Origin of the sequence: Photobacterium sp. S4TG1, from assembly GCF_036040035.1 — a bacterium.
Classification (GTDB): domain Bacteria; phylum Pseudomonadota; class Gammaproteobacteria; order Enterobacterales; family Vibrionaceae; genus Photobacterium.
The window spans coordinates 414312-438958 of record NZ_JAYXUH010000001.1; the positions used below are offsets into that span (position 1 = coordinate 414312).

The following is a 24647-nucleotide window of genomic DNA, read 5'->3' on the forward strand; positions in this document are numbered from 1 at the left end:
AAATGGCACGAATTATCGTTGTTACCTCAGGTAAAGGCGGCGTTGGTAAAACAACATCAAGTGCTGCTCTTGCATCTGGTCTAGCACTGAGCGGTAAAAAAACTGCAGTTATCGATTTTGATATCGGCCTGCGTAATCTCGATCTCATTATGGGTTGTGAACGCCGTGTCGTTTATGACTTCGTTAATGTTATTAATGGCGAAGCAAATCTAAGTCAGGCGTTAATTAAAGATAAGCGTGTTGATAACCTTTTTGTATTGCCAGCCTCACAAACACGCGATAAAGACGCGCTGTCTCGTAATGGTGTCGAAAAAGTATTTAAAGAACTAGCAAAAATGGGTTTTGATTTTATTATCTGTGACTCACCTGCTGGTATCGAAACAGGTGCCCTAATGGCGCTGTATTTTGCAGATGAAGCGATTGTTACCACGAACCCTGAAGTTTCTTCAGTTCGTGACTCTGATCGTATTCTAGGTATTCTAGATTCAAAGTCTCGTCGTGCAGAAAAAGGCCGTGAACCGGTTAAACAACACCTTTTACTTACACGCTACAATCCTGCGCGCGTTAATCAAGGTGAAATGCTAAGTGTACAAGATGTTGAAGAAATTCTTCATATTCCATTGCTTGGTGTTATTCCAGAAAGCCAAGCAGTATTGAATGCATCTAACAAAGGTGAACCTGTTATCTTTGATAAAGATTCCGATGCAGGACTAGCCTATGAAGACACTGTTGCACGTCTACTTGGTGAAGAACGTCCTTTCCGCTTCTTAGAAGAAGAAAAGAAAGGCTTCCTAAAACGTCTATTTGGAGGCTAAGTGGCTATGGCACTGCTTGAGTTTTTCCGCCCGAAAAGAGCGAAAACTGCAAATGTAGCAAAAGAACGGCTACAAATTATTGTTGCTGAAAGACGTAGTGCTGGACAAGCATCTCCGGCCTACCTTCCACAGCTAAAACGCGATATCTTAGCTGTTATCAGCAAATATGTTCAAATTAACCCAGAACATGTTTCAGTAAATCTAGACCATAACGGCGATGAGTTATCGGTACTAGAACTTAACGTCACGTTACCTGACGAAGAAAAATAATAAAGCCCCGCTAAGTGATACTTAGCGGGGCTTTTTATTCTTTATTTTTACTATCGATTAAACTATCGCTTAACTTATATCGTTACGCGCATGGCTCAGTTTTCATCCAGTATTGCTAAGACACGAGATTCAAATAAACCCTGACGCCAGTTTTTTAGCATTTCAGGGCGCTTTTCATCTGCACGTTGATATTTCCATGCCCATGAAAGTAATTGGTGAATTTGCTTTTTAGACGCTAAAAATTCAGGAGCTAATCCTGTTGTTAATTCAACGTCTGTCACCACATCTTTTAAACGTTTGACCATTTGTTTATAGCCAGGAAAATCAACCAAACGTTCAATTGCCTTCGGGTAATCTTTGTAATTAATCGCATCACAATCGTGTACCATTTTTAATAAACGGTTACCATGACGCTGAATTTCCATCGGCTCAAAGCCTTCTTTTTCAAGCACTGAACGCGAAGTTATTTCTAAACGAGCCAATTTCCACAAATGTAATTCTTTAACAATAAAGTTAAGTGCAATATCACGCTTTCTTGCTTCACGAACACGCCAAGCTGCCAGTTGCTGTAATATAGCCAATTGCTTTGGTGTTAATTGCCAAGCATTTTTAATATCAAGATACGCTTTATTAGGATCAAGTACTTTTGTTCGACGTAACATGATTGCATTACATTCTTGCTGTAAAGCTTCCATATACCCAGCAGCTTCAACTTTAGCCAATAGCGTTTCGTATAATGGCTTAAGGTAATGCACATCAGCAGCGGCATAATCTAACTGTTTGTCAGTCAATGGACGAGCGAGCCAATTAGTACGAGCCTCACCTTTATCAAGCTCAACACCCACATACTCTTTAACTAACGCACCAAACCCAGTTGAGATACCATGGCCTAAAAAAGCCGCCATAATTTGAGTATCAAGCATTGGTACAGGCAAGCAACCCGCATGGTACTGGAATACTTCAAGATCTTCACCACAAGCGTGCAGCACTTTAATCACAGACTGATCGCGCAACAATGCCCATAATGGCTCCATATCTTCAACATTAAGCGGGTCAATGAGTGACAAATATTCACCATCAAATAGTTGAATAAGCCCTAAACGAGGGTAAAGCGTTCGCGTACGTACAAATTCAGTATCAAGCATAACAGCTGTATGCTGACGTGCTGACTCACACCGTAGGCGAAGCTGCTCAGTTGTTGTAACAATCTCGAAATTCACAATGTACCTTTTTATGACAGAACGACCCCGTTTTAGAGCCAATTAAATATTTTATAGTAAAATGCCGGCATAAAAGCCGGCATTAGATACGTGCTAGCACAATCAGTTGCTACTATTTTATCAAACCGACATTTATTTTATGTCAGTAAAGACACTACTTCGTGGTTTGTTGCGCTTTTTTATCTGACTCTTCACGTAAGACACGACGTAAAATTTTACCAACGTTAGTCTTTGGTAAGTCATCCATAAATTCAACAATTTTAGGAATCTTATAGCCAGTTAAATGCTGTCGGCAATGAGCAATTAATTCTTCACGCGTTAAACTATCATCACGTTTAACCACACAAAGTTTTACCACTTCACCTGACACATCATGTGCTTGACCAATCGCAGCCACTTCTAATACTTTATCGTGTAGTGCCACAACATCTTCAATTTCATTTGGGTAAACATTAAACCCAGAGACAAGAATCATGTCTTTTTTACGATCAACAATATGCAAGAAGCCTTCATCATCAAATTTGACGATATCACCCGTTGAAAGCCAACCATCATCGGTTAACACTTCTTTGGTCGCTTCAGGATGTTGCCAGTAGCCTTTCATTACTTGAGGGCCACGAACTTGTAACTCACCAACTTGGTCGATACCGACAACGTTGCCTTCATCATCAACCATACGAACTTCAGTTGAAGGAACAGGCAAGCCAATAGATCCATTATAATAAGTTAGATTATACGGATAAGCTGCAACTAGCGGTGAACATTCCGTTAAACCATACCCTTCAAGTAAATAGTTACCCGTGATTTTTTGCCACTTTTCTGCAACAGCACGTTGAACCGCCATGCCACCACCAACAGAAAGGTGTAAGTTGCTAAAGTCTAATTTATGGAAATCAGGGTGATTCACTAACGCATTAAATAACGTATTAACACCAGTAATGGCTGAGAACGGGTAGCGTTGTAATTCTTTGATAAATGTTGGAATATCACGAGGATTAGTAATCAATAAATTTTGACCACCCATTTCCAACAACAGTAGACAGTTAACAGTTAATGCAAACACATGATACAACGGCAGTGCAGTCACGATTAATTCGCGACCTTCACTTAATACAGGACCATAAGCCCCTTTTGCCTGCATCACGTTAGACACCATATTATGGTGAGTAAGAATTGCCCCCTTAGCAACACCTGTAGTACCACCAGTGTATTGTAAGAAAGCCATGTCATCGCCAGTAATAAACGGCTTAACATATTGCATTCTGCGCCCTTTGCGTAAAGCAATACGCATTGAGGTTGCATGAGGCAAATGGTATGACGGTACCATTTTTTTAATGTATTTCACTACGAAGTTAACTAATGTTCCCTTCGGACGCGATAATTGATCACCAAGGCTGGTCAAAATAACATGCTTAACACACGTATTCTTCACTACAGCTTCTAGCGTGTGAGCAAAATTAGAAACAATAACAATGGCTTTTGCGCCAGAGTCGTTAAGTTGATGCTCTAATTCTCGTGGTGTATAAAGCGGATTAACATTCACCACCACACAACCTGCGCGTAAAATACCAAACAATGCAATCGGATATTGCAATAAATTTGGCATCATAACAGCAACACGATCACCTTTTTGCAGTTTAAGCTCATTTTGTAAGTATGCAGCAAATGCACGGCTACGCTCTTCCAACTTACGGAAGGTCATGACCTGCCCCATGTTGATAAATGCCGTCTGATCTGCGTATTTACGTACAGATTGTTCAAACATGTCGACCAAAGATGAATATTCATCCGGGTTAATTTCTGCCGGTACATCGTCCGGATAGCGGCTAAGCCAAACCTTATCCACGTGCACTCTCCTTTAAAATTAGACTGCGGTGCGCGCCTATCAACTTCACAAAACGGTAATGCTATAAATAATATAATTCGTTATAACGGCACTACCGCATATTTAATTTTGGATTAAAAATTGAATATTGCACAATGGCGATATCTGTTGATGCCAAAGATAAATCAATAATTAATCTAATTGAGTGGGGATAAAGGCTCGAATATGACGATAAACATCATTCGAACTTTGTAAATGACAATGATGTCCCCCGAACACCATCACTTGGGTAAAATCGTTAATACCCCATCCATTAACATCACACTGACGTAATGTCGCGTAGCCATCTTCACCGATAATAGATAATACAGGAGCTTGAATACGACTTAACAAAGCCTGTGCATGTTGTTGTGCCATTCGATATAAAGAATCACAACGAAGACGAGGGTCATGACGCCAATACCAACGTCCATCACGCTCAATTGTCGCCCTCTTGACGACAGCATCAAGTAATGATGCCGGTAATCGATTCACGTTTGCACGAAGCGCTACGGCTTCTTCAAATGTTGCCATTGAACGCTGCTGTAAACGCTGTTGCTGTCGACGATAACGCTGTCGACTTATGATACCCATTCGTAACCGTTCAGCTGCCATTTGCGAAGGTTCAGTTAATGGCGACAACCCTTCAATTAAGACTATTTTATCGACATATTCAGGAAATATTGCGGCATAACATCCCGCAACAATAGCGCCAAGTGAATGACCGATAAGATGTACTTTTGTTGGTTTAAGCTGCGTAATCACTTGATGTAAATCATCAATATAATCAACGAAATGGTAATAATTATCGGCACTTTTATAATCCGATTTGCCATGTCCTGGCCAATCAAGCGCAATAACCTCATAATCAGTTATTAATAACGGCCATAGTGATGCAAACGTAGCGGCATTATCTTGCCAACCATGTAATAGCACCAATAAAGGTTTTGAGGTACTCATCACCGTAGTGACATCAATACTGCTATAAGCGGCAAGGTTATACTCTGCTAACGTCAGCGTGATCTCTTTCATGACGGTTATAGTACTACTCGTTCAACAATTCGGCCGTTAACCCCAAAATTAGACATCATTAAATCATTACCCCATCGGTCACAATTAAATGAATAACAAGGTTGGCGTGTCCAAAAAGGGTCATCTAATTGTACTTGTTGTTGTACTTTCCATAATTGCTCGCCAAATACGTGCACGACAGGAAAAGTATATGGGTACTGCCCTATTTTCCCCTGCTCATCACCAGAAAATTGCCCAGCAACCGTCAATAGACGGCCTTTGGCATATTCTAAAGGCTCTAGAAAACCATCAACATAGGCGATAAAACGCCCTTGAGATTGTGCATGTAACTTAGGACGACCGTCAGCCGTTAATGGCATCGCAACCATTTCAATACGTGTTTGCTGCTGTTCATTACGAATCGAAGCAATAACACCACCAAGACGAACATCTTTACCTTTATTCGCCTGTGGATGTTGCAGAATAACTGTTAAATCAGTAATTGGATCTTTCGATTTCGTTACTAACGTTGCAGGTAAGCTCGCGCAGCCTACCATAAACACTAATATCACCCCAAGAAATAGCTTACCAAACATCTAAAACCTCCACACATTTGTTTAATAACTCGACAAAAAATAACATATCTCACTACTTAATTCCTATCTCGACCGAGGTAATAGGAAATCTAACACCATCAATAATACAGGCATTAAAATAATAAAAAGAAAAGTAAATGCAGCCACAGCTAGTGTTAGCAAGGGTAAAGAAACACCAATAAGGGTGATTTGATGCCTAGAATTATAGTTGTCATCGTAGAAGAGAAAATCTTAGCAGATAGGATTTGGGTATAAAAAACACGAAGAGTGATCAGCATGACTGTCACTCTTCGTTTTTTATTTTCACGATAGCATCAGTCATTACAGACAATGCGGTGTCGATTGATACTACTCACGACCAGGCAATTTCTTCCATGTCACAGTATCACGTAAATAAACGGGGCTTGCGGCCTCTGCAGCAACGATTTCACCGCGAGCAAAAGCGTATTTAGCTAGATGTACCATATCTTGTGAATCGGGATATAACACGCTACCTAGTTGCGCTTGCAATGGTAATTGATTAAGTAGTTCAGGATATGCTTCCCAACCAGTACCTGCCGTTAACCATGTATGGGTGTCAGCTTGTACGTTCGCTAATAAAGCATCAGGAGCAATCACTTGCTCATTGCCCAATAATAGCCAATCACCATCATTTTTACGCTGGTATTGCCCCCAGTAAAGCTCCCCCATGCGTGCATCAATCGCCGTCAATACATGATCAGCTTGATGTAAACGGAACGTACCTTGCGCCATTGCCGCTAAAGTAGACACTCCAATCATCGGTAAGTTAGCACCAAAGGCCAGTCCTTGTGCAATACCAATACCAATACGAACGCCGGTAAAGCTACCCGGGCCACGACCATATGCTAATGCATCAAGCTGCTTCAGCTTAACACCAGCTTCAGCAAGTACCGCATCAATCATCGGTAAAATTTTCGTCGTGTGCTCACGAGGAGCATATTCACAGCGAGAAATAACATCATCGCCGATCATAAGTGCGACAGAACAGTTTTCAGTTGCAGTATCTACTGCCAGAATTTTGGTGCTCATTCAAGCCTCTGAATGTTGGGTATCGTCAGCAACAGATAGATTCATATCCGTTAAACTCGACAAAAATTCGCTAACTCCGACAACACTACGTGTGCGTGGAATTGGCGGTAAACTTCTCAAAAATACAGCGCCATAAGCACGGGTGACTAAACGGTTATCGCAAATCACTAATACCCCTTTATCTTGAGTATCACGAATCAAACGACCAACACCTTGCTTTAAGGTGATCACAGCATCAGGCACTTGTACCTCAGCAAAGGGATCACCACCACGAAGACGACAATCTTCAATACGTGCTTTTAATAATGGGTCATCAGGTGCTGTAAACGGTAATTTGTCTATGATAACACAGCTAAGGGCTTGGCCTCTAACATCAATACCTTCCCAAAATGCCCCCGTCGCAACTAATAATGCATTACCTCGTTCAAGGTATTCCGCTAGCAGCTTTTGTTTGCTGGTTTCGCCTTGTGCTAATACGGGTAAATCTAGCCGAGCACGAAAACCCTCGGCAAGATCTCGTACCATTTGATGTGAGGTACACAAAAAGAAACAACGGCCGCCATTAGCTTCAATCACAGGAGTTAACATCTCTACGAGCTTATCAGCTAATCCATAGCTATTAGGCTCAGGTAAATGCCGAGGAACACACAGCAAAGCCTGAGTTGCGTAATCAAAGGGACTCTCTAATGAAAATTGTTGTTTAGGTTGCAGCCCTAAGCGGTGGCTAAAATGGCTAAAATCATCATCAACAGCCAAGGTTGCTGAAGTAAAAATCCACGCCCCTTTTTGTTCTGCCATACGTTCACTGAATTTATCAGCTACAGATAATGGCGTAATGTTTAAACTAAATTGGCGTGGTGTGCACTCATACCAATACGAATACCCCATAATGCTGGTATCCATTACTCGTTTTAAGCGAGCTTTTAACAATGTCGCTCGTTCAAAGGCCGCATCTAATAACTGGCTGCGCCCTAACGCTAATTTAAGCACGTCATAAATTAAATCAAGGGCATCATTGAGTCGAACCAGTTCACGTTGTACCGCGGGAGTTTTTGAAGCTTCACGCCAATTACCACGAAAACCGGGATCACCTAAAATAATCCGCATTTCAAACGCCGCCTGTTGTAAACGTGCCGCTGCCTTTTGCAGTTGGCGCATATCTTTCGCTTCGGTGCGATAGCCAATTTCAATATCTTTTGCTAATTCAATTAACTGGCGGCTCGATAGATTTTGACCAAAATATTGACTCGCAATATCAGGAATCTGATGTGCTTCATCAAAAATAAACATTTCAGCTTCAGGGATGAGCTCACCAAAGCCGGTTTCTTTAATAGCAAGGTCAGCTAAGAAGAGATGATGGTTAACGACCACGATATCAGCTTCCATCGCTTTACGACGTGCTTTAACCACAAAGCAGTCATCATAAGACGGACATTCTCGACCAAGGCAATTATCATTGGTTGAGGTGATCATTGGAATCACTGGGCTATCTTCAGCAATATCTTCACATTCCCCCAGATCTCCCGTTTTAGAGGCTGATGACCATTGTCGAGTTTTAATCAATAAACTCAACATCACCGGATCAGAATGATCACCATGACTTTCTGTTATTTGGCGACTAAGACGATCTACACATAAATAGTTTGAACGGCCTTTTAATAAAGCCACTTTTCCTGTAAACCCTAATGCGCTTGCCATTAAGGGTAAGTCACGATGAAATAATTGCTCTTGAAGGTTTTTTGACCCCGTACTGATGATGGCTTTCTTGCCACTAACTAATGCAGGCACCAGATAAGCAAATGTTTTACCTGTTCCTGTCCCGGCCTCAACCACTAATTGTGATTGTTGCTTTATTGCATCAGCGACCGCTTTTGCCATATCAATTTGAGATTGTCGAGCTTGAAATCCGGGAATGGCTTTATCTAACGCACCACCAGCGGCAAAAAACTTAGCTATCATTCACTTCGCACTATTGGTTATTTATACAGTATCAATAATTCTATTATGCCAATTTTATTCCGTGACGACCAGCAATGTCAGGCGCTATTTCTCGATCCTAAACCCACGCTATAAGAAACTATTTGACCCCAACACAGTATAAGCGTCATAGTGATAAATTATGATTTTTAGACGTAGCATAGCGTTACCGTCATCAGGAATAGACATGGAAAAGAAAACACTATTAACGGAATGCCCTGATAATATGGGGCTTATCTCCAAGATCACCAATATATGTCATAAACACCAACTCAATATTATTAATAACAAAGAGTACGTTGATAACGCTAAAAACCATTTTTTCATGCGTACAGAATTAGAAGGCTATTTTAATGACGAAACTTTACTTGCCGATCTAGACCGAGCCTTACCCGCAGGCAGTAAGCGTCGATTAATTAGTTCAGAGCGTAAAAAAGTCGTTATCATGGTAACCAAAGAAGCCCATTGCTTAGGGGATATTTTAGTTAAAACCTTTGACGGATCGCTAGATATAGATATTGCAGCGGTAGTTGGTAACTACGATAAACTGCAAAATTTAACTGAAAAATTTGATGTACCATTTCATCATATTTGTCATGAAGGGCTTACTCGCGAGCAACATGAAACAAAATTACTTGCCGCTGTACAGCAATATTCACCTAACTATGTCGTACTAGCAAAATACATGCGTATCCTCACGCCTAATTTTGTCGCGCAATTTCCACATAAGATTATTAATATTCATCACAGCTTTCTGCCTGCATTTATTGGCGCAAAGCCTTATCAGCAAGCCTTTGAACGGGGTGTGAAAATTATTGGAGCAACAGCTCACTTTGTTACCAATGATCTCGATGAAGGCCAAATCATAACGCAAAACGTGATTCCGGTTGATCATACGTTCAGTGCTGAAGAAATGGCAAAATCTGGGCGTGATGTTGAAAAAACCGTATTGAGCAAAGCGCTTGGTTTAGTGGTTGATGATCGCGTATTTGTTCATGGTAATCGAACCGTGATCCTTTAACTTATCGACAGCCTTCATCCATGTTTCTATTTGCGATGATAAAAAATGCCACTGCACGATGCGGGGGCATTTTTTTACTCTTCATTTCACAACCGCTGCTTATTCACAACTAATAGCATTAATTATTGTTCACTTGTAGGTATTATTGTTCACTCGCGATCACTGCAGCTAATGAATGTGAATGTAATTTAATGCATATATTGTCTTTTTTAAACGCATAGGTTGGATTAGGTAAGCGTTCATGCTCACCAGCAGGAGAACTTGCTTTAACTTTAATTCCTTTCTCGGCCAACTGCTGCCAATTTAACGCTGGAAACGTTGAGTTAATCGACTGTTCTAATTGTTCTAGTGACATCGCGTTTCCAGGAATAACAAACTCAACATGCTCCCAGCCTTGTTGAGGATAAACTTTGTCACTTGGATACGGTAACTCTAACGCTTCAATCGACCACTCTCCAACTTGCAATGGTGTATCAAAACCAATTACTACAATTGGACGCCCATTAATGATCGCTTTTGACCATTCAGTGCCATACGCCAGCCATGCCTGATGAAGTTCCAGTGCGATATCCTGAGAATTAACCCTTAATGCAATATGATCTGCTGTATATGATGAGAGCGATATTCCGATTTCATCGGCTAAACCAATAATGCGATTCATAAAAGCAGGTAAACCAGCTAACATTTGCTCTGGGTGTAAGCCTAATTGTTTCAGATTTTGCATTTTGCACCTTCAACCACGTAACATTTAATAAACAACAGCATAATTACTCACACTTTCCGCATTATCAAGAACTAAACTAACCCTAAGGGAGCCCTTATCAGGGCTGAATTTTGGCTTTATTTTAGTCTATTTTAAAAACTTTAAAAAAAATTGCCTACAATCTCTTTTTCCAGTTGCCAAAGTACCTAACTATGTGGGTATTATTAGGGTAACGCATACTGCTTATTCAAGATATTGGTGTTTATATTAAATTAACACTACCATCAAAAAATACTCACGTAGCTTTGGTCGCTTTTTAGTGCAATGAAAAACACTTTAGCTCCGTGAGTATTTTTAACGGCATATCTTGCTATCTGCAGAGGTTTTTGCCACATATTTATGATTGGCGTTACAAACGATTTAAGGAACAGCGAGTGAATATTCAAGCACTTATTAATAATAAAGTATCACAAGCATTAGAAGCCGCAGGCGCACCAGCAGGTAGCCCAGCAGCAGTTCGTCAGTCAGCAAAAGCACAGTTTGGTGATTACCAAGCAAACGGTGTAATGGGCGTTGCTAAAAAACTGGGTATGAACCCACGTGAATTTGCTCAAAAAGTTATCGACTGCCTAGAACTAGATGGTATTGCTGAAAAAGTTGAAATTGCAGGTCCTGGCTTTATTAACATTTTCCTAGATAAAGCATGGTTGGCCGCTCGCGGTGAAGAAGCGCTAGCTAGTGATCGTCTAGCCGTTAACACTGATGAAGCACAAACAATCGTTGTTGACTACTCAGCACCTAACGTAGCAAAAGAAATGCACGTAGGTCACTTACGTTCAACTATCATCGGTGATGCAGTTGTACGTACTCTAGAGTTTTTAGGCCACAATGTTATTCGTGCTAACCACCTTGGTGACTGGGGTACCCAATTTGGTATGCTTATCGCTAACATGGAGCGTAAAGAGAAAGAAGGTAGCGATGTTTCAATGAACATCAGCGATCTTGAAGGCTTCTACCGTGAATCAAAAGTGCTTTACGATGAAGACGAAGAGTTTGGTGTAACAGCACGTAACTTCGTTGTTCGTCTACAAAGTGGTGATGAGTACTGCCTTGAAAAATGGCGTCAACTTGTTGCTATCACATTGAAGCAAAACCAGCGTAACTACGATCGTCTAAGCGTATCATTAACTGATGATAACGTGATGGGTGAGTCAATGTACAACGACATGCTTGCTCCTGTTGTTGCAGATCTAAAACAAAAAGGTCTAGCCGTAGAAAGTGATGGTGCAACAGTTGTATTCCTTGACGAATACAAGAATAAAGATGGCGAGCCTATGGGTGTTATCATCCAAAAGCGTGATGGTGGTTACCTATACACGACAACAGATATTGCTTGTGCTAAATACCGTTACGAGCAACTTCATGCAGATCGTGTTCTTTACTTTATCGATTCACGTCAACACCAACACCTAATGATGGCTTGGTCTATCGTACGTAAAGCGGGCTATGTTCCTGAAGAAGTTTCTTTAGAGCACCACGCATTTGGTATGATGCTAGGTAAAGACGGTCGTCCATTTAAAACTCGTGCAGGTGGTACTGTACGTCTTGCTGATCTTCTTGATGAAGCAGAAGAGCGTGCTAACAAGCTAATCGAAGAAAAGAACCCTGAGCTAAGCGCTGAAGAAAAAGCAAAAATTGCTACAACAGTTGCAATGGCTGCGGTTAAGTACTCTGATCTTTCTAAGCACCGTACCACAGATTACATCTTCGATTGGGACAACATGCTAGCATTTGAAGGTAATACAGCACCTTACATGCAGTATGCATACACTCGTGTTGCCTCTATCTTCAAGCGTGCCAATATTGAACTTAAAGATCTAACATGCCCTATCGTTATCAATGATGAAAAAGAGCAAGTGTTACTATCTAAATTACTTCAATTTGAAGAAGCAGTTCAATCTGTAGCTCGTGAAGGTCAGCCACACTTAATGTGTACTTACCTATTTGAACTTGCAGGTCTGTTCTCTAGTTTCTACGAAGCATGTCCAATTCTTAACGCTGAAGAAGATGTTAAGCAAAGCCGCTTGAAGTTAGCACTACTTACCGCTAACACTATCAAGAAAGGCTTGGATCTTCTTGGTATCGAAACACTAGAACGTATGTAATTCCACGACTTGTCGTAGTCGCTACATAACCAAAAGCCTTCATTCGTGAAGGCTTTTTTAATGGTATTTTATTAAGGTACTTATATTAAAAATCACTGCCCAAATCGTAAGCCGCCATCATGTAACCATGTAAGTTCTTTTTTAGTCGATAGCCGCCCTTTCACAGCGTTTCGATGCGGGAAACGTCCAAATTCTTTAATTACATCTAAATGACTATTCGCAAATTCATAAAAACTATCAAACACTGCGGCGTTCTCTGACTGGACAGTTTTACGCAATAAATCAAATCGAAACACACTCTCTTCTTGATCTTCTAAATCTTCTGAATGCTCTAATGGTAAGTAAAAAAATACCCGCTCAATAGCGGCAAGCTCAGCATCTTGATTAAGAGCCAACCCTCGCTTACAAATAGCTAGAGCTAATAGATCATAACGAAAAGCTGCATTTAATCCGCGATAAATATTACGTGGAAATTGATCTAATAAAATAATTAATGCAAGCCGACCCTGCGCGGTATCACTCCAATGATTAAGATCACCATTACCCGCCTGACTTACCCAACATTGAAACTTAGAGATAATATCAGCATCAACCTCAGCCCCACCTAAAAACCACAGTGCATGTTTATTATTACGGGTCACTTCACCGTCTAGCTCACCAAACCAGTAATCAAGAATAAATTGATACTCAGCTACCATTTAAGCCCCCCATTAATATACACTTTAACAACGTTTTCATTGGATAATCATTCTCTGTAAGGTAACGATTACGTATACCCAAAGGATAATACCAATTACGCCAAATTAAGCTTACTATAATAAATATTGCTCAAGCTTGTGAGCTAGAATGTACTGTTAAGGAATAATTACATGAGTTTCACTCTTCACCCGCAATTAATGGCAGATACAACCATACTTGGTGATTTACCTTTATCGCGAGTATTGCTTGCTAAAGAAGCCCTTGGCCCATGGTTAATTTTAGTACCACGTTATGAATCACTACGCGAAATCCATCATTTATCAGAGCAAGATCAACAGCAACTAATACGTGAATCATCTGCAGTTGCTGCTTTATTAGAGCAAGACTATCAGGCTGAAAAAATTAATATTGGTGCGTTAGGTAACCTTGTGCCTCAACTTCATATTCATCACATTGCACGTTTTAGTAATGATATTGCATGGCCAGGCCCTATTTGGGGTAATACCAAAGGTATTCAACGTAGCGAAGAAATACAGCAAGCATTAGCTGAAGAACTACGTCAAGAGCTAATGAATATTGCTGGTTTTAGTATCATTACTGCGTAGTTTTATTATTACGCTGATGATTACTCCCCCCTGCGTGTGTAGTCTTTAATATAAAAAAGCAGCCCGCAGGCTGCTTTTTTAATGGACGCTAATAATTGTTAGCGCATCACTGTGACAGATAATTCATTTGCCGCTAAACAGCGATACCATACATCTTTCGCTGTTTGACAACATTGCGTACTATCGCAGCCAACCAATTCCTTACCGATAGTTCCTTTACGAACCCAAACAGCAAGCATGGCATCAACACCATCTTCCGACATACCAAAATGCAGTGAAAGCTGTTTACGGCTTACCCGTCCATTATCTGTAATATATTGCTTTAATTCTTGTAAAATCATTCAAACAATAATCCTTCTAGATGAGACTGCTTTTTACCTTGTCGCTTAAGTAAGAAATAAATCCCGACATTAATGACAATAAAGAATGCAATCCAGAACGAACTACTGGCTGGATGCACGGCAAAATCAGCAATTTGATAGAACAATGAAGCAAAAGTATATGCCAGTAACATTGTCCAACCTGCAATAAAGCCAGCAAATTTCTTACCAAACTCACGTACATATGCACCCATTGCTGCCGCACATGGTGTATAAAGCAGAATAAAGATTAGGTACGACATGGCTGCAGCACCACTCACAAAACGTGATTGAATATTGCCGTAAACCGATTGATCAACACCTTGCTCTTCAGCAACCGCGGTTTGGTTCTCAAGACTACCCACCTCAATACCCAAAGGATCACTAAAGCTTAATGCTGCTAGATTATCACCAATAGAAGCAACAGCTTCTTTTAAGCTACTAACAAGATCATACTCTTCATTACCACCATCAAGGGCTGGTGCATACAAACTATTTAAGGTACCAACAACTGCTTCTTTAGCAAAAATACCGGTAATAATACCCACTGTTGCAGGCCAGTTATCTGCTTTAACACCAATAGGTTCTAGAACAGGTGTTACAACTTGTGCCGCATGTGATAATACTGATTTTGACGTATCTTCATTACCAAATGAGCCATCAGTACCCAGAGAGTTAAAGAAACTTAAAATAGTAACCACAACCACAATCGTTTTACCGGCACCAAAGACAAAACGCTTTAGCTTCTGCCATGTTTTAATGATTACATTACGTATTGTAGGTAATTCATAGTTTGGCATTTCCATGATAAAACTATCGCTTGAACCAGGATAAAGCGTATTTCGTAGAATAAGACCTGTCATAACAGCTGCAACAATACCCAAAATATATAGTGCAAAAACAACGTTTTGACCATTTTCAGGGAAGAATGCTGCCGCAAATAATGCATATACAGGCAAACGAGCACCGCATGACATAAACGGTGCCATTGCTGCAGCTAGTTTACGTTCACGTTCTTGTTCTAAAGTACGCGTTGCCATAATAGCAGGTACATTACAGCCAAAACCGAGTACTAGTGGAACAAATGCTTTACCCGGTAAGCCAACTTTTTGCATCACTTTATCAAGTACAAAAGCCGCACGTGCCATGTAACCTGAGCTTTCCAATACAGCAAGGAACAGATATAGGCAGGCAATAACAGGAATAAAGGTTGCAACGGTTTGAATACCACCGCCCACACCATTTGCAATAATGGTTACTAGCCATACCGGCAGATGGTTGTCTAATAGATAATGACCACCATCAACTAAAATCGCGCCAAAACTAATATCAAAGAAGTCGATAAATGCACTGCCTACGTTAATCGCAAACATGAACATTACGTACATTACTAAGAAGAAAAATGGGATGCCAATAGCACGATGTAATAATACGCGGTCAATTTTATCGGTGAGACTATTGCTTAAGCGCCCCTCTTGACGACGTACTTTCTGACATAATTGATGTAAAAATGTATATCGAACATCCGCAACCTGAATGTCAGGATCAACCAAATCCAGCATTTGCTGACGAATAGCGCAAGCTTGCTGTTTGTTTTCTTCAGATAGTGTATGAATTACTAAGGTATCGTTTTCTAATACACGAATAGATTGCGCACGAGAATTTAATTTTTCATCATGATTAAATAGCGGTTTTAATTTATCTACAGTCGCTTCAAAATCATCGCCATAATCAAGTGAAAAATCTGAAACAACAATGCCCTGAATCAGCATTTTATGCAGTTTAGATTTGAACTCCCCAATACGTTCCATGTTATTAGCAGATAATGCAACAACAGGACACCCTAATGCTTTTTCTAACGCTTTAAGATCTAACACTTGCTGCTGACGTTTTAATACGTCCATTTTATTAAGCACAACCACCATCGGTCGACCTAATTCACGTAGCTGCAATGTCATGTATAAACTACGTTCAAGTGATGATGCATCAACAACGTTAATGATAACATCTGCCGGTGTTGTCAAAATTGCACGCGATGCAATCGCTTCATCAAGACTATTAGCGTCATTTGCGCTATCAAGGTTATAAATACCAGGAAGATCGGTTAAAGAAAAATCATCACCATTATGTTGGTAACGACCCGTCTTCTTTTCAACAGTGACACCAGCCCAGTTACCCACTTGCTGTTTTGAACCTGTTAATCCATTAAACAGTGTCGTTTTACCGCTATTTGGATTACCAACGGTAAGAATGTCATATTGCATTATTTAACCTCAACTTCTATATCTTCAGCAATTTTTTTACGGAGCGCAATATCAACACCACGCACGCGTACTTGAAGTGGATCCCCTAATGGAGCTAAACGAACAACAGTAATTTCTGTATGTGGTAGTAACCCCATAACCATTAATTTTTTACGCGTTACAACAGGCAACGCAGACATATTAATCACTGTACCGCTGTGGCCACACGACATCTCTGACAGTTTCATAACTAAACGGCTACCTTAATAAGAATTATTTTCATTACGATGTAGAGGATTTTACACTTTGATACGAAATTAGTCTTGTCTTAAATCAATTATTTCATGCCTGTTTTGAATAAATAGTTTCGGCTAGTAACTAAATATTTAATAACATAAATAACTGCTAATATTTAAAATACTAGTCAATACATTCAAAATTTAGCAGGCAAAAAAAAGCGTACCTTTCGATACGCTTTCACAACAGCCAATACTGTCTCTATTAACTCGGCATTTGTGTACTTAACTGTTTTTTATATGCTTTAACATTACGCATAAATTGAGTACGTGTGCTACCTCTTAAAGGCTCAGCTTGTGGTAAAGGTACTTTCATCGCGTTAACAGGACGGCCATTTTTAATTAGTTCAAAATGTAAGTGTGGCCCTGTTGAACGCCCAGTATTACCACTTTTAGCAATACGCTGCCCCATTTTAACTTTATCGCCCACTTTGACTTGGCGTTTACTTAAATGTAAGTAGCGCGTCATGTGTTCTCGTCCATGCTTAATAACAATATAATTGCCCGCAAGAGGATGATAACGAGATTTCACTACTACGCCATCACCAGCCGCCAAAATAGTAGTTCCAACAGGCACAGCAAAGTCAGTGCCGTTATGTGGCGAACGACGTTTAGTAATTGGATGTAAACGGTTTGGGTTAAATGAAGAGCTAATTCGGTATGAACGTAGCAGTGGGACTCGCTTAAAACCACGATTTAAGCTACGTGCATCTTGATCATAAAATTGGTCATCTGCGCCACGAGCAATAAATATTGAATGGCCACGACGCTGGCTTTTATAGTAGAAGGCATTTATTTTACCTTTGCCTACTGCCTTACCATCAATAAATTCGCGATCTAATACCACACCAAATGAATCGCCTTTGCGGGCATCACGGCCAATATTCATTTTCCATTGTAATGCTTTAACAACATTACCAATTTGAGTTGGAGTTAACCCTGCATCACGTGCAGAATTATAAAAACTACCGGAAACACGCCCAGTTAATGTTACGGGCTTAATATCACCTTTTTGTACAACTTCTTTATATGTATACCCTTTTTTAGTCAGAGTATAAGTATCCGTCACTTTTTTACTGCGAATAATACTCAATGATGTTAACTTACCATCCGCATTGACTTCCCATTCTAGGGTTTGTCCAACACGTAACTGCTGTACAGATTTATTCGCATCAATTAAACGGTACATCTCAGAAATAGGTAGTCCGTATTGAGAAAAAATAATTCCTAACGTTTCCCCTGATGCGACACGGTGTTTGGATTCAGTTTCAGCATGAGCCTGTACTAATTGTTGTTCAATCTCATCTTTAGGGGCTTGAAACTGGGGATCATTTTGATCTAAAGATGCTCCCATAGGCTCACTATCTGATTCTAATACTTCAGGATCGGTGAGATTAATGGGTACAGCAATAGGTGCTGGTTTTTTAAAGCTGGAAAAATGTATTGTATGTTTAGGCTGCCATACAATAGCAGCCACCATCAAAATTGTAGTTGAGAATAACGCAATTTTATGCTGCAACGGCAGCATCTTTAAAGATGCTACCGCAGCGATATAATATTTCATGATTAATTAAGACACTTACTAAATCGTTGTCCAAGTTCATTAAGAAAGCGGACATATCCTCCCTTGCCCTCAACGATATCGGTAGCCATTGGGTCAAGAGTCCCTATTTTTACATTCGTTCCTTTAGTTACAGACTTCACAACAGCTGGCGAAAATTGTGGCTCACTAAAGACACAATACGCTTGATTATTTTTCAGTGATTCACGAATAGATAACAAAGTCTTAGCGCCAGGACGACGATCAGGTTCAACCGTAAAATGACCTAAATTATCTAATTTAAACTGTTGCTCAAAATAGCCGTAACCATCATGAAAAACATAATAACCTTTGTCACTTAACGGTTTTAGTTGCTTATTAAGCTGAGTAACCGCTAACTGAACATCTGTAGTGAATGTAGAAAGATTAGCTGTATATGTGTTTTTATGCAATGGATCATACTTGATCAATGCCTTAGTTATGACATTTGCTGCCTGCACAGCTTGATCTGGACCTAACCATAAATGTGGATCAATACCATGATGGTGATGGTGATGGTGATGATGGCCTTCATGCTCAGATTCGTGATCATGCTCTGCTTCATTTTCATGACCATCATGATCTTGTTCTTCTTCAGAATAATAACGGAAGCTAATGCCCTTTTGCTGGCTTAAAGCTATATTCTCAGGCTTTGATGCCATTGTTTTAGTTAAAAATGACTCTAATTCAGGCCCAACCCAAACCACAAGATCCGCTTGTTTTAACTTTTTAATATCGGAAGGACGCAATGCATAATCATGAGGTGACGCACCTAACGGAATAACATATTCACTGGTCGCAACCCCTTGAGTTAATTCGCTAACAATCAAGTTTAGCGGTTTCACAGTAGTCACAACATTAAAGGTATCAGAAGCCAATGCAGATCCAGAAACGACAAGAGCGGTAGCACAAAATAGAGAGGTTAAACGGTGCATGATTTTTCCCATAAAAATGTAGAGCAGCAAAAATTATTGATTATCAGCAAAGAAATTTTTCTCAATTGGCTATAATCGGCGCGTATTAACAGTAACACATGTAAAACGAAGATGTTATAATATAACATCACATTCTGGCAAACTCTTATTTTAAGCTCGCATTATGACAACATTAGTAGAATTACAATCACTCACAGTGGCCTTCTCTGGACGTAATGTTTTAGATAATGTTGCACTCAAATTAGAGCGTGGTGAAATCACGACCCTTATCGGCCCAAATGGCGCAGGTAAGTCCACCTTGGTTAAAGTGATCACAGGTTTACAGAAACCAACATTAGGTAAAGTCATCCGCCAAAAAGGATTACGGATTGGTTATGTTCCACAAAAGCTTCATCTAAACAGTACCCTACCTCTTTCTGTCGATCGATTTATGCGTTTAGCTGGGCGTTATTCACTAGCACAACGTCATGAAGCATTGACCATGGTTAATGGCGCACACTTAATGGAAAGTGATATGCACCGTTTATCTGGTGGTGAAATGCAACGGGTATTATTAGCACGAGCATTACTTCAAAAGCCGGATTTACTCGTATTAGATGAACCCGTTCAAGGGGTTGATGTAACAGGCCAATTAGAGCTTTATCGCTTAATTCAGCAATTACGTGATTTACTCAATTGTGCAATATTAATGGTTTCGCACGATCTACATTTGGTCATGGCAAAAACAGATAAAGTAATCTGCTTACAGCACCATATCTGTTGCTCTGGAAGTCCATTTAGTGTTACTAACCACCCTAAATACATTGCGTTATTTGGTCGCCAAGCCAGTGATCAATTAGCACTATATCAACATCAACATAACCACCAACATGATGATTCAACAACACCATCAACATGCTGTAATAATCATCAGGATAATAATTAATAATGATTGAGTTTCTACTTCCTGCATTAATTGCAGGTATTGGGATTGCCTTGTTAGCAGGCCCGTTAGGTTCATTTGTAGTATGGCGTAAAATGGCTTATTTCGGCGATACGCTTTCACATGCGTCATTGCTGGGTATTGCTTTAGGCTTTTTATTTAATATTAACTTAAACCTTGCCTTGGTTATTTGTTGTTTAGTATTAGCGGTTATTTTAGTGACATTACAAAAACAACGTTATGTCGCAACGGATACATTACTTGGCATACTTGCTCATAGTGCATTATCTCTCGGTTTAGTCGCGGTAAGCTTTTTAGATAATGTTCGAATTGATTTAATGGCCTATTTATTTGGAGATTTACTGGCAGTTACCACAACTGATCTCATGTGGATTTATGGCGGCGGAGTTATCGTATTAGCCTTACTTATTTATCTATGGCGACCACTATTATCAATGACCATCAGCGAAGAAATGGCGCAAGTTGAAGGCGTAAATGTTGATTTAATGCGATTACTATTAATGCTAATGGTCGGCATGGTGATTGCAGTAGCAATGAAATTTGTAGGGGCGTTAATTATTACCTCATTGCTTATTATTCCAGCTGCAACAGCACGCCGCTTTGCCCATAGCCCCGAGGCAATGGCAGTGATTGCATCAATTATTGGTTCAATTTCAGTCATGATCGGATTAGCTATGTCATGGCATTATGATACGCCAGCAGGCCCATCTGTTGTGGTATCTGCAGCGGCATTATTTATGCTAAGCCAATTTAAACCAGCTCGACGTTAGTAATCTTTATTACAAAGATTACAAATAAAAAACCCGCTACACATTAGTTTGTGAGCGGGTTTTTATACAATCAATGATCATCAACTACGCATCTACGTTAGTTTACCAACCAGTCACATCACGTAATGTCTTACCGATATCAGCCAAGCTTTGGACGGTTTTTACACCCGCCGCTTCCAGAGCTGCAAATTTTTCTTCAGCCGTGCCTTTACCACCAGAAATAATCGCACCAGCATGGCCCATACGTTTGCCTTCAGGTGCAGTCACACCGGCAATATATGACACGACAGGTTTAGTGATATGATTTTTAATATACGCTGCGGCTTCTTCTTCCGCAGTTCCACCAATTTCACCAATCATGACAATAGCTTCTGTCGCAGGATCTTTTTCAAACATATCAAGAATATCAATGAAGTTTGAACCAGGAATAGGATCACCACCAATGCCAACACATGTGGACTGACCAAAGTCTTCATCCGTTGTTTGTTTCACCGCTTCATAAGTTAATGTACCTGAACGTGAAACAATACCAACTTTACCCGCTTTATGAATATGGCCAGGCATAATTCCAATCTTACACTCATCAGGCGTAATAATACCTGGGCAGTTAGGGCCAATCATACGTACGCCTTTGGCATCTAAACGTACTTTAACATCCAGCATATCCAACGTTGGAATACCTTCAGTGATGGTAACAATTAATTCGATACCAGCATCGATGGCCTCTAAAATCGCATCTTTACAAAATGGCGCTGGCACATAAATAACGGTGGCTGTTGCCCCTGTTGCCTCAACAGCATCACGAACAGTATTAAACACAGGTAAGCCTAAATGCGTAGTGCCGCCTTTACCTGGAGAAACACCACCGACTAATTGCGTACCATAAGCTAATGCTTGCTCTGAATGAAATGTCCCTTGTCCACCGGTAAAACCTTGGCAAATGACCTTAGTATCTTTGTTAATAAGTATCGACATTATTTACCCTCCGCAGCAGCAACAACTTTCTCAGCGGCTTCTGTTAGCGAAGTAGCAGCAATAATATTGAGACCGCTATCAGCCAATTTTGCAGTACCAACTTCAGCATTATTACCTTCAAGACGCACCACTACTGGCACTTTCACACCAACTTCCGCGATAGCACCAATGATGCCGTCAGCAATTAAATCACAACGTACAATACCGCCAAAAATATTCACTAAGACAGCTTTAACGTTGTTATCTGAAAGAATAATTTTAAACGCTTCTGTAACACGTTCTTTAGTTGCACCGCCGCCTACATCTAAAAAGTTAGCTGGGTGACCACCATGAAGATTAACAATATCCATGGTTCCCATTGCTAATCCAGCACCATTAACCATACAACCAATACTGCCATCAAGGGCTACGTAATTAAGTTCCCATTGTGCCGCGTGGGCTTCGCGCTCATCTTCTTGTGAAGCATCATGCATCTGACGTAATTTAGGTTGGCGATATAATGCATTTGCATCCACATTAACTTTACCGTCAAGACAAACTAAGGTGCCTTCATCTGTAATAATTAATGGATTCACTTCAAGCAGTGCTAAATCACACTCAGCAAACATAGTGCCAAGCCCTAAGAAAATACGTGTAAACTGTTTAACTTGATCACCTTGCAGACCTAATTTAAAGGCTAATTCTCGCCCCTGATAAGGTTGTGGTCCAACTAAAGGATCTATCGCCGCTTTATGGATTAAATGTGGCGTTTCTTGTGCCACTTTTTCAATTTCCACACCACCTTCTGTCGATGCCATGAAAACAATACGTTGTGAACTACGGTCAACAACAGCACCTAAATATAATTCGGTTGCAATACTAGATGCCGCTTCTACCAATACTTTAGTTACAGGTTGACCCGCAGCATCTGTTTGGTAAGTCACTAAATTTTTGCCTAACCAATGTTGAGCAAACTGCTTAATACCTTCTTTATTATCATGTAGTTCAACACCACCAGCCTTGCCTCGACCACCAGCATGAACTTGACATTTTACTACCCATTTTTCACCGCCAATTTTACCTGCCGCCGCAGCCGCTTCTTGTGGGGTATCACAAGCATAGCCATCTGGAACAGGTAAACCATACTCAGCGAATAGTTGTTTTGCTTGATACTCGTGCAAATTCATAATGTTCTATCCGTTTTTATCCCTTTGGGACTCGTTAAATCCATTTGAGATATTCTTTGATACCTCTTCATCATGGCGCCATGTTTACTGTTTCCCGTTATAGGAAAAGTGTTAACCGAATAATGAGCACTTATTCGGTTAACGATGTAATATTTATACGTCCAGTAATAAACGTGTAGGATCTTCAAGCAACTCTTTAATTGTCACTAGATAACCCACTGACTCACGACCATCAACTAAACGATGATCATAAGAAAGCGCAAGGTACATCATTGGTAAAATTTCAACCTGCCCATTAACCGCCATTGGGCGATCTTGGATTTTATGCATACCTAAGATTGCCGCTTGTGGTGGATTAATAATTGGCGTTGACATTAACGAACCAAATACACCGCCATTAGTAATCGTAAAATTACCACCAGTAAGATCATCAACCGTTAATTTTCCATCACGGCCTTTAATGGCTAAATCTCGAATACCTTTTTCAATCTCGGCTAGACTTAACTTATCACAATCTCGTAACACAGGGGTAACTAAACCTCGTGGTGTTGAGACCGCAATACTAATATCAAAGAAATTATGGTAAACAATATCATCACCATCAATCGATGCATTTACTTCAGGATAGCGTTTTAATGCTTCAACAACGGCTTTAACATAGAACGACATAAAACCAAGACGAATGCCATGGCGCTGCTCAAACACATCTTTATATTGCTTACGTAGATCCATAATTGGCTTCATATTAACTTCATTAAATGTCGTTAACATGGCGGTACTATTTTTAGCTTCAAGTAAACGTTCAGCAACACGCTTACGTAATCGTGTCATAGGCACACGCTTTTCACTGCGGTGTGCTAAAGGTAACTCGTGATCAATTTTTGCTTCGATATTTTTTGCGACAGCCGGTACAGCAACAATATTTTTCAAATAAGAATCAACATCCTCACGTGTAATACGTCCCCCAACACCAGTGCCTTTTACTTTTTCAGCAGCCACACCATGTTCACTTAACAAGCGACGTACTGCAGGGCTTAATGCTTCTGTATTTTCTTCATTTAATGATGCGGTATTACGCTTATTCGGTGATGATTCCGCATCAGCAAGTACATCTAATGTTGGTTCACCAGCAACAGCATTAACTTTAATCTTGCCAATCAGTTGCTTAGTTAATACCGTTGTGCCTTCAATTTCAAAAATAGCTTCTAACACGCCATCTTCAGGAGCTGGAACTTCAAGTACAACTTTATCAGTTTCAATATCAACCAAGACCTCATCACGAGTAACAGTGTCACCTGGTTGTTTATGCCATGTGGCTACAGTTGCATCAGCAACAGATTCCGGAAGGTCAGGAACCAGAATTTCGATTGTCATATCGGTATTGT

General features: G+C 40.2%; 23 protein-coding genes. 7 read left to right on the top strand and 16 right to left on the bottom strand.

Annotated elements, in window-relative coordinates:
* Positions 1–2 precede the first annotated feature (2 nt).
* Positions 3–815, top strand: coding sequence for a septum site-determining protein MinD (gene minD / locus VXS03_RS02000; RefSeq protein WP_327761698.1), 813 nt, complete (start codon positions 3–5; stop codon positions 813–815).
* Between the two features lie 6 nt (positions 816–821).
* Positions 822–1085 (top strand): cell division topological specificity factor MinE, encoded by a 264-nt coding sequence (minE, locus tag VXS03_RS02005; RefSeq protein ID WP_327762028.1) that lies wholly within the window; start codon positions 822–824, stop codon positions 1083–1085.
* A 95-nt stretch (positions 1086–1180) separates the two neighbouring features.
* Here the strand turns inward: minE and rnd are convergent, their stop codons facing one another.
* The 6 genes from rnd to VXS03_RS02035 all read right to left on the bottom strand — a co-directional run bounded on the left by rnd (position 1181) and on the right by VXS03_RS02035 (position 8785).
* On the bottom strand, positions 1181–2305 hold the full coding sequence (rnd, locus tag VXS03_RS02010) for a ribonuclease D (protein WP_327761700.1): 1125 nt from the start codon (positions 2303–2305) through the stop codon (positions 1181–1183).
* Positions 2306–2459: 154 nt separating this feature from the next.
* Positions 2460–4151 carry a long-chain-fatty-acid--CoA ligase FadD gene (gene fadD, locus VXS03_RS02015; protein ID WP_327761702.1) on the bottom strand — a complete coding sequence of 564 codons (1692 nt, stop codon included), beginning with the start codon at positions 4149–4151 and terminating at the stop codon, positions 2460–2462.
* A 171-nt stretch (positions 4152–4322) separates the two neighbouring features.
* Complete coding sequence (locus VXS03_RS02020) at positions 4323–5201, bottom strand: alpha/beta hydrolase (protein ID WP_327761703.1); 879 nt, start codon at positions 5199–5201, stop codon at positions 4323–4325.
* A gap of 5 nt (positions 5202–5206) precedes the next feature.
* Entirely contained in the window at positions 5207–5776 is a 570-nt protein-coding gene (locus VXS03_RS02025; protein WP_327761704.1) for a Slp family lipoprotein, read from the bottom strand.
* A gap of 348 nt (positions 5777–6124) precedes the next feature.
* On the bottom strand, positions 6125–6826 hold the full coding sequence (tsaB, locus tag VXS03_RS02030) for a tRNA (adenosine(37)-N6)-threonylcarbamoyltransferase complex dimerization subunit type 1 TsaB (protein WP_327761705.1): 702 nt from the start codon (positions 6824–6826) through the stop codon (positions 6125–6127).
* The gene (locus VXS03_RS02035) at positions 6827–8785 is read right to left on the bottom strand and encodes an ATP-dependent DNA helicase (protein WP_327761706.1); all 1959 of its coding nucleotides are present in this window, start codon (positions 8783–8785) and stop codon (positions 6827–6829) included.
* 205 nt (positions 8786–8990) lie between these two features.
* On the opposite strand from VXS03_RS02035, the gene purU reads away from it, so the two are divergent.
* Positions 8991–9824, top strand: a complete 834-nt coding sequence (gene purU, locus VXS03_RS02040) for a formyltetrahydrofolate deformylase (protein ID WP_327761707.1) — start codon at positions 8991–8993, stop codon at positions 9822–9824.
* A gap of 142 nt (positions 9825–9966) precedes the next feature.
* Here purU and VXS03_RS02045 read toward each other — a convergent pair whose 3' ends face one another.
* Positions 9967–10548, bottom strand: coding sequence for a VOC family protein (locus VXS03_RS02045; RefSeq protein WP_327761708.1), 582 nt, complete (start codon positions 10546–10548; stop codon positions 9967–9969).
* A 413-nt stretch (positions 10549–10961) separates the two neighbouring features.
* Here VXS03_RS02045 and argS point away from each other — a divergent pair, with 413 nt between their 5' ends.
* Positions 10962–12692, top strand: a complete 1731-nt coding sequence (argS, locus tag VXS03_RS02050) for an arginine--tRNA ligase (protein WP_327761709.1) — start codon at positions 10962–10964, stop codon at positions 12690–12692.
* A gap of 92 nt (positions 12693–12784) precedes the next feature.
* On the opposite strand, the gene VXS03_RS02055 is transcribed toward argS, so the two are convergent.
* A complete protein-coding gene (locus VXS03_RS02055; RefSeq protein ID WP_327761710.1) occupies positions 12785–13390 on the bottom strand; it encodes a DUF924 family protein in 606 nt (201 codons plus the stop codon).
* Positions 13391–13561: 171 nt separating this feature from the next.
* Here VXS03_RS02055 and VXS03_RS02060 point away from each other — a divergent pair, with 171 nt between their 5' ends.
* Positions 13562–13996: an HIT family protein gene (locus tag VXS03_RS02060; RefSeq protein WP_327761711.1), complete on the top strand. Its 435-nt coding sequence runs from the start codon at positions 13562–13564 to the stop codon at positions 13994–13996.
* Between the two features lie 98 nt (positions 13997–14094).
* Here VXS03_RS02060 and VXS03_RS02065 read toward each other — a convergent pair whose 3' ends face one another.
* The 5 genes from VXS03_RS02065 to znuA all read right to left on the bottom strand — a co-directional run bounded on the left by VXS03_RS02065 (position 14095) and on the right by znuA (position 19408).
* Positions 14095–14337 (bottom strand): FeoC-like transcriptional regulator, encoded by a 243-nt coding sequence (locus tag VXS03_RS02065; protein ID WP_327761712.1) that lies wholly within the window; start codon positions 14335–14337, stop codon positions 14095–14097.
* Positions 14334–16619 carry a Fe(2+) transporter permease subunit FeoB gene (gene feoB, locus VXS03_RS02070; protein ID WP_327761713.1) on the bottom strand — a complete coding sequence of 762 codons (2286 nt, stop codon included), beginning with the start codon at positions 16617–16619 and terminating at the stop codon, positions 14334–14336. The genes VXS03_RS02065 and feoB overlap by 4 nt, the downstream gene beginning before the upstream one ends.
* Positions 16619–16846 carry a FeoA family protein gene (locus VXS03_RS02075; RefSeq protein ID WP_045037261.1) on the bottom strand — a complete coding sequence of 76 codons (228 nt, stop codon included), beginning with the start codon at positions 16844–16846 and terminating at the stop codon, positions 16619–16621. Before VXS03_RS02075 ends, feoB begins: the two co-directional genes overlap by 1 nt.
* Positions 16847–17099: 253 nt before the next feature.
* Positions 17100–18458 (bottom strand): murein DD-endopeptidase MepM, encoded by a 1359-nt coding sequence (mepM, locus tag VXS03_RS02080; protein ID WP_327761714.1) that lies wholly within the window; start codon positions 18456–18458, stop codon positions 17100–17102.
* A gap of 2 nt (positions 18459–18460) precedes the next feature.
* Positions 18461–19408 (bottom strand): zinc ABC transporter substrate-binding protein ZnuA, encoded by a 948-nt coding sequence (znuA, locus tag VXS03_RS02085; RefSeq protein ID WP_327761715.1) that lies wholly within the window; start codon positions 19406–19408, stop codon positions 18461–18463.
* 163 nt (positions 19409–19571) lie between these two features.
* Between znuA and znuC the strand changes: the two genes are divergently transcribed.
* Both znuC and znuB read left to right on the top strand, forming a co-directional pair.
* On the top strand, positions 19572–20333 hold the full coding sequence (gene znuC, locus VXS03_RS02090; protein ID WP_327761716.1) for a zinc ABC transporter ATP-binding protein ZnuC: 762 nt from the start codon (positions 19572–19574) through the stop codon (positions 20331–20333).
* Between the two features lie 2 nt (positions 20334–20335).
* Positions 20336–21121, top strand: a complete 786-nt coding sequence (znuB, locus tag VXS03_RS02095; protein WP_327761717.1) for a zinc ABC transporter permease subunit ZnuB — start codon at positions 20336–20338, stop codon at positions 21119–21121.
* 102 nt (positions 21122–21223) lie between these two features.
* Here the strand turns inward: znuB and sucD are convergent, their stop codons facing one another.
* The 3 genes from sucD to odhB all read right to left on the bottom strand — a co-directional run bounded on the left by sucD (position 21224) and on the right by odhB (position 24636).
* Positions 21224–22096: a succinate--CoA ligase subunit alpha gene (gene sucD / locus VXS03_RS02100; RefSeq protein ID WP_327761719.1), complete on the bottom strand. Its 873-nt coding sequence runs from the start codon at positions 22094–22096 to the stop codon at positions 21224–21226.
* Positions 22096–23262 (bottom strand): ADP-forming succinate--CoA ligase subunit beta, encoded by a 1167-nt coding sequence (gene sucC / locus VXS03_RS02105; RefSeq protein WP_327761721.1) that lies wholly within the window; start codon positions 23260–23262, stop codon positions 22096–22098. Before sucC ends, sucD begins: the two co-directional genes overlap by 1 nt.
* Before the next feature lie 153 nt (positions 23263–23415).
* A complete protein-coding gene (odhB, locus tag VXS03_RS02110) occupies positions 23416–24636 on the bottom strand; it encodes a 2-oxoglutarate dehydrogenase complex dihydrolipoyllysine-residue succinyltransferase (protein WP_327761722.1) in 1221 nt (406 codons plus the stop codon).
* Positions 24637–24647: the final 11 nt, after the last annotated feature.

Bases quoted from the DNA above. Each gene is read 5' to 3' on its own strand.
- VXS03_RS02035 (WP_327761706.1), bottom strand. From the start codon at position 8,785: ATGATAGCTAAGTTTTTTGCCGCTGGTGGTGCGTTAGATAAAGCCATT.
- sucC (WP_327761721.1), bottom strand. From the start codon at position 23,262: ATGAATTTGCACGAGTATCAAGCAAAACAACTATTCGCTGAGTATGGT.
- minD (WP_327761698.1), top strand. From the start codon at position 3: ATGGCACGAATTATCGTTGTTACCTCAGGTAAAGGCGGCGTTGGTAAA.
- sucD (WP_327761719.1), bottom strand. From the start codon at position 22,096: ATGTCGATACTTATTAACAAAGATACTAAGGTCATTTGCCAAGGTTTT.
- VXS03_RS02025 (WP_327761704.1), bottom strand. From the start codon at position 5,776: ATGTTTGGTAAGCTATTTCTTGGGGTGATATTAGTGTTTATGGTAGGC.
- VXS03_RS02065 (WP_327761712.1), bottom strand. From the start codon at position 14,337: ATGATTTTACAAGAATTAAAGCAATATATTACAGATAATGGACGGGTA.
- odhB (WP_327761722.1), bottom strand. From the start codon at position 24,636: ATGACAATCGAAATTCTGGTTCCTGACCTTCCGGAATCTGTTGCTGAT.
- VXS03_RS02060 (WP_327761711.1), top strand. From the start codon at position 13,562: ATGAGTTTCACTCTTCACCCGCAATTAATGGCAGATACAACCATACTT.
- VXS03_RS02020 (WP_327761703.1), bottom strand. From the start codon at position 5,201: ATGAAAGAGATCACGCTGACGTTAGCAGAGTATAACCTTGCCGCTTAT.
- VXS03_RS02055 (WP_327761710.1), bottom strand. From the start codon at position 13,390: ATGGTAGCTGAGTATCAATTTATTCTTGATTACTGGTTTGGTGAGCTA.
- mepM (WP_327761714.1), bottom strand. From the start codon at position 18,458: ATGAAATATTATATCGCTGCGGTAGCATCTTTAAAGATGCTGCCGTTG.
- znuC (WP_327761716.1), top strand. From the start codon at position 19,572: ATGACAACATTAGTAGAATTACAATCACTCACAGTGGCCTTCTCTGGA.
- znuA (WP_327761715.1), bottom strand. From the start codon at position 19,408: ATGCACCGTTTAACCTCTCTATTTTGTGCTACCGCTCTTGTCGTTTCT.
- purU (WP_327761707.1), top strand. From the start codon at position 8,991: ATGGAAAAGAAAACACTATTAACGGAATGCCCTGATAATATGGGGCTT.
- feoB (WP_327761713.1), bottom strand. From the start codon at position 16,619: ATGCAATATGACATTCTTACCGTTGGTAATCCAAATAGCGGTAAAACG.
- znuB (WP_327761717.1), top strand. From the start codon at position 20,336: ATGATTGAGTTTCTACTTCCTGCATTAATTGCAGGTATTGGGATTGCC.
- minE (WP_327762028.1), top strand. From the start codon at position 822: ATGGCACTGCTTGAGTTTTTCCGCCCGAAAAGAGCGAAAACTGCAAAT.
- VXS03_RS02045 (WP_327761708.1), bottom strand. From the start codon at position 10,548: ATGCAAAATCTGAAACAATTAGGCTTACACCCAGAGCAAATGTTAGCT.
- VXS03_RS02075 (WP_045037261.1), bottom strand. From the start codon at position 16,846: ATGAAACTGTCAGAGATGTCGTGTGGCCACAGCGGTACAGTGATTAAT.
- tsaB (WP_327761705.1), bottom strand. From the start codon at position 6,826: ATGAGCACCAAAATTCTGGCAGTAGATACTGCAACTGAAAACTGTTCT.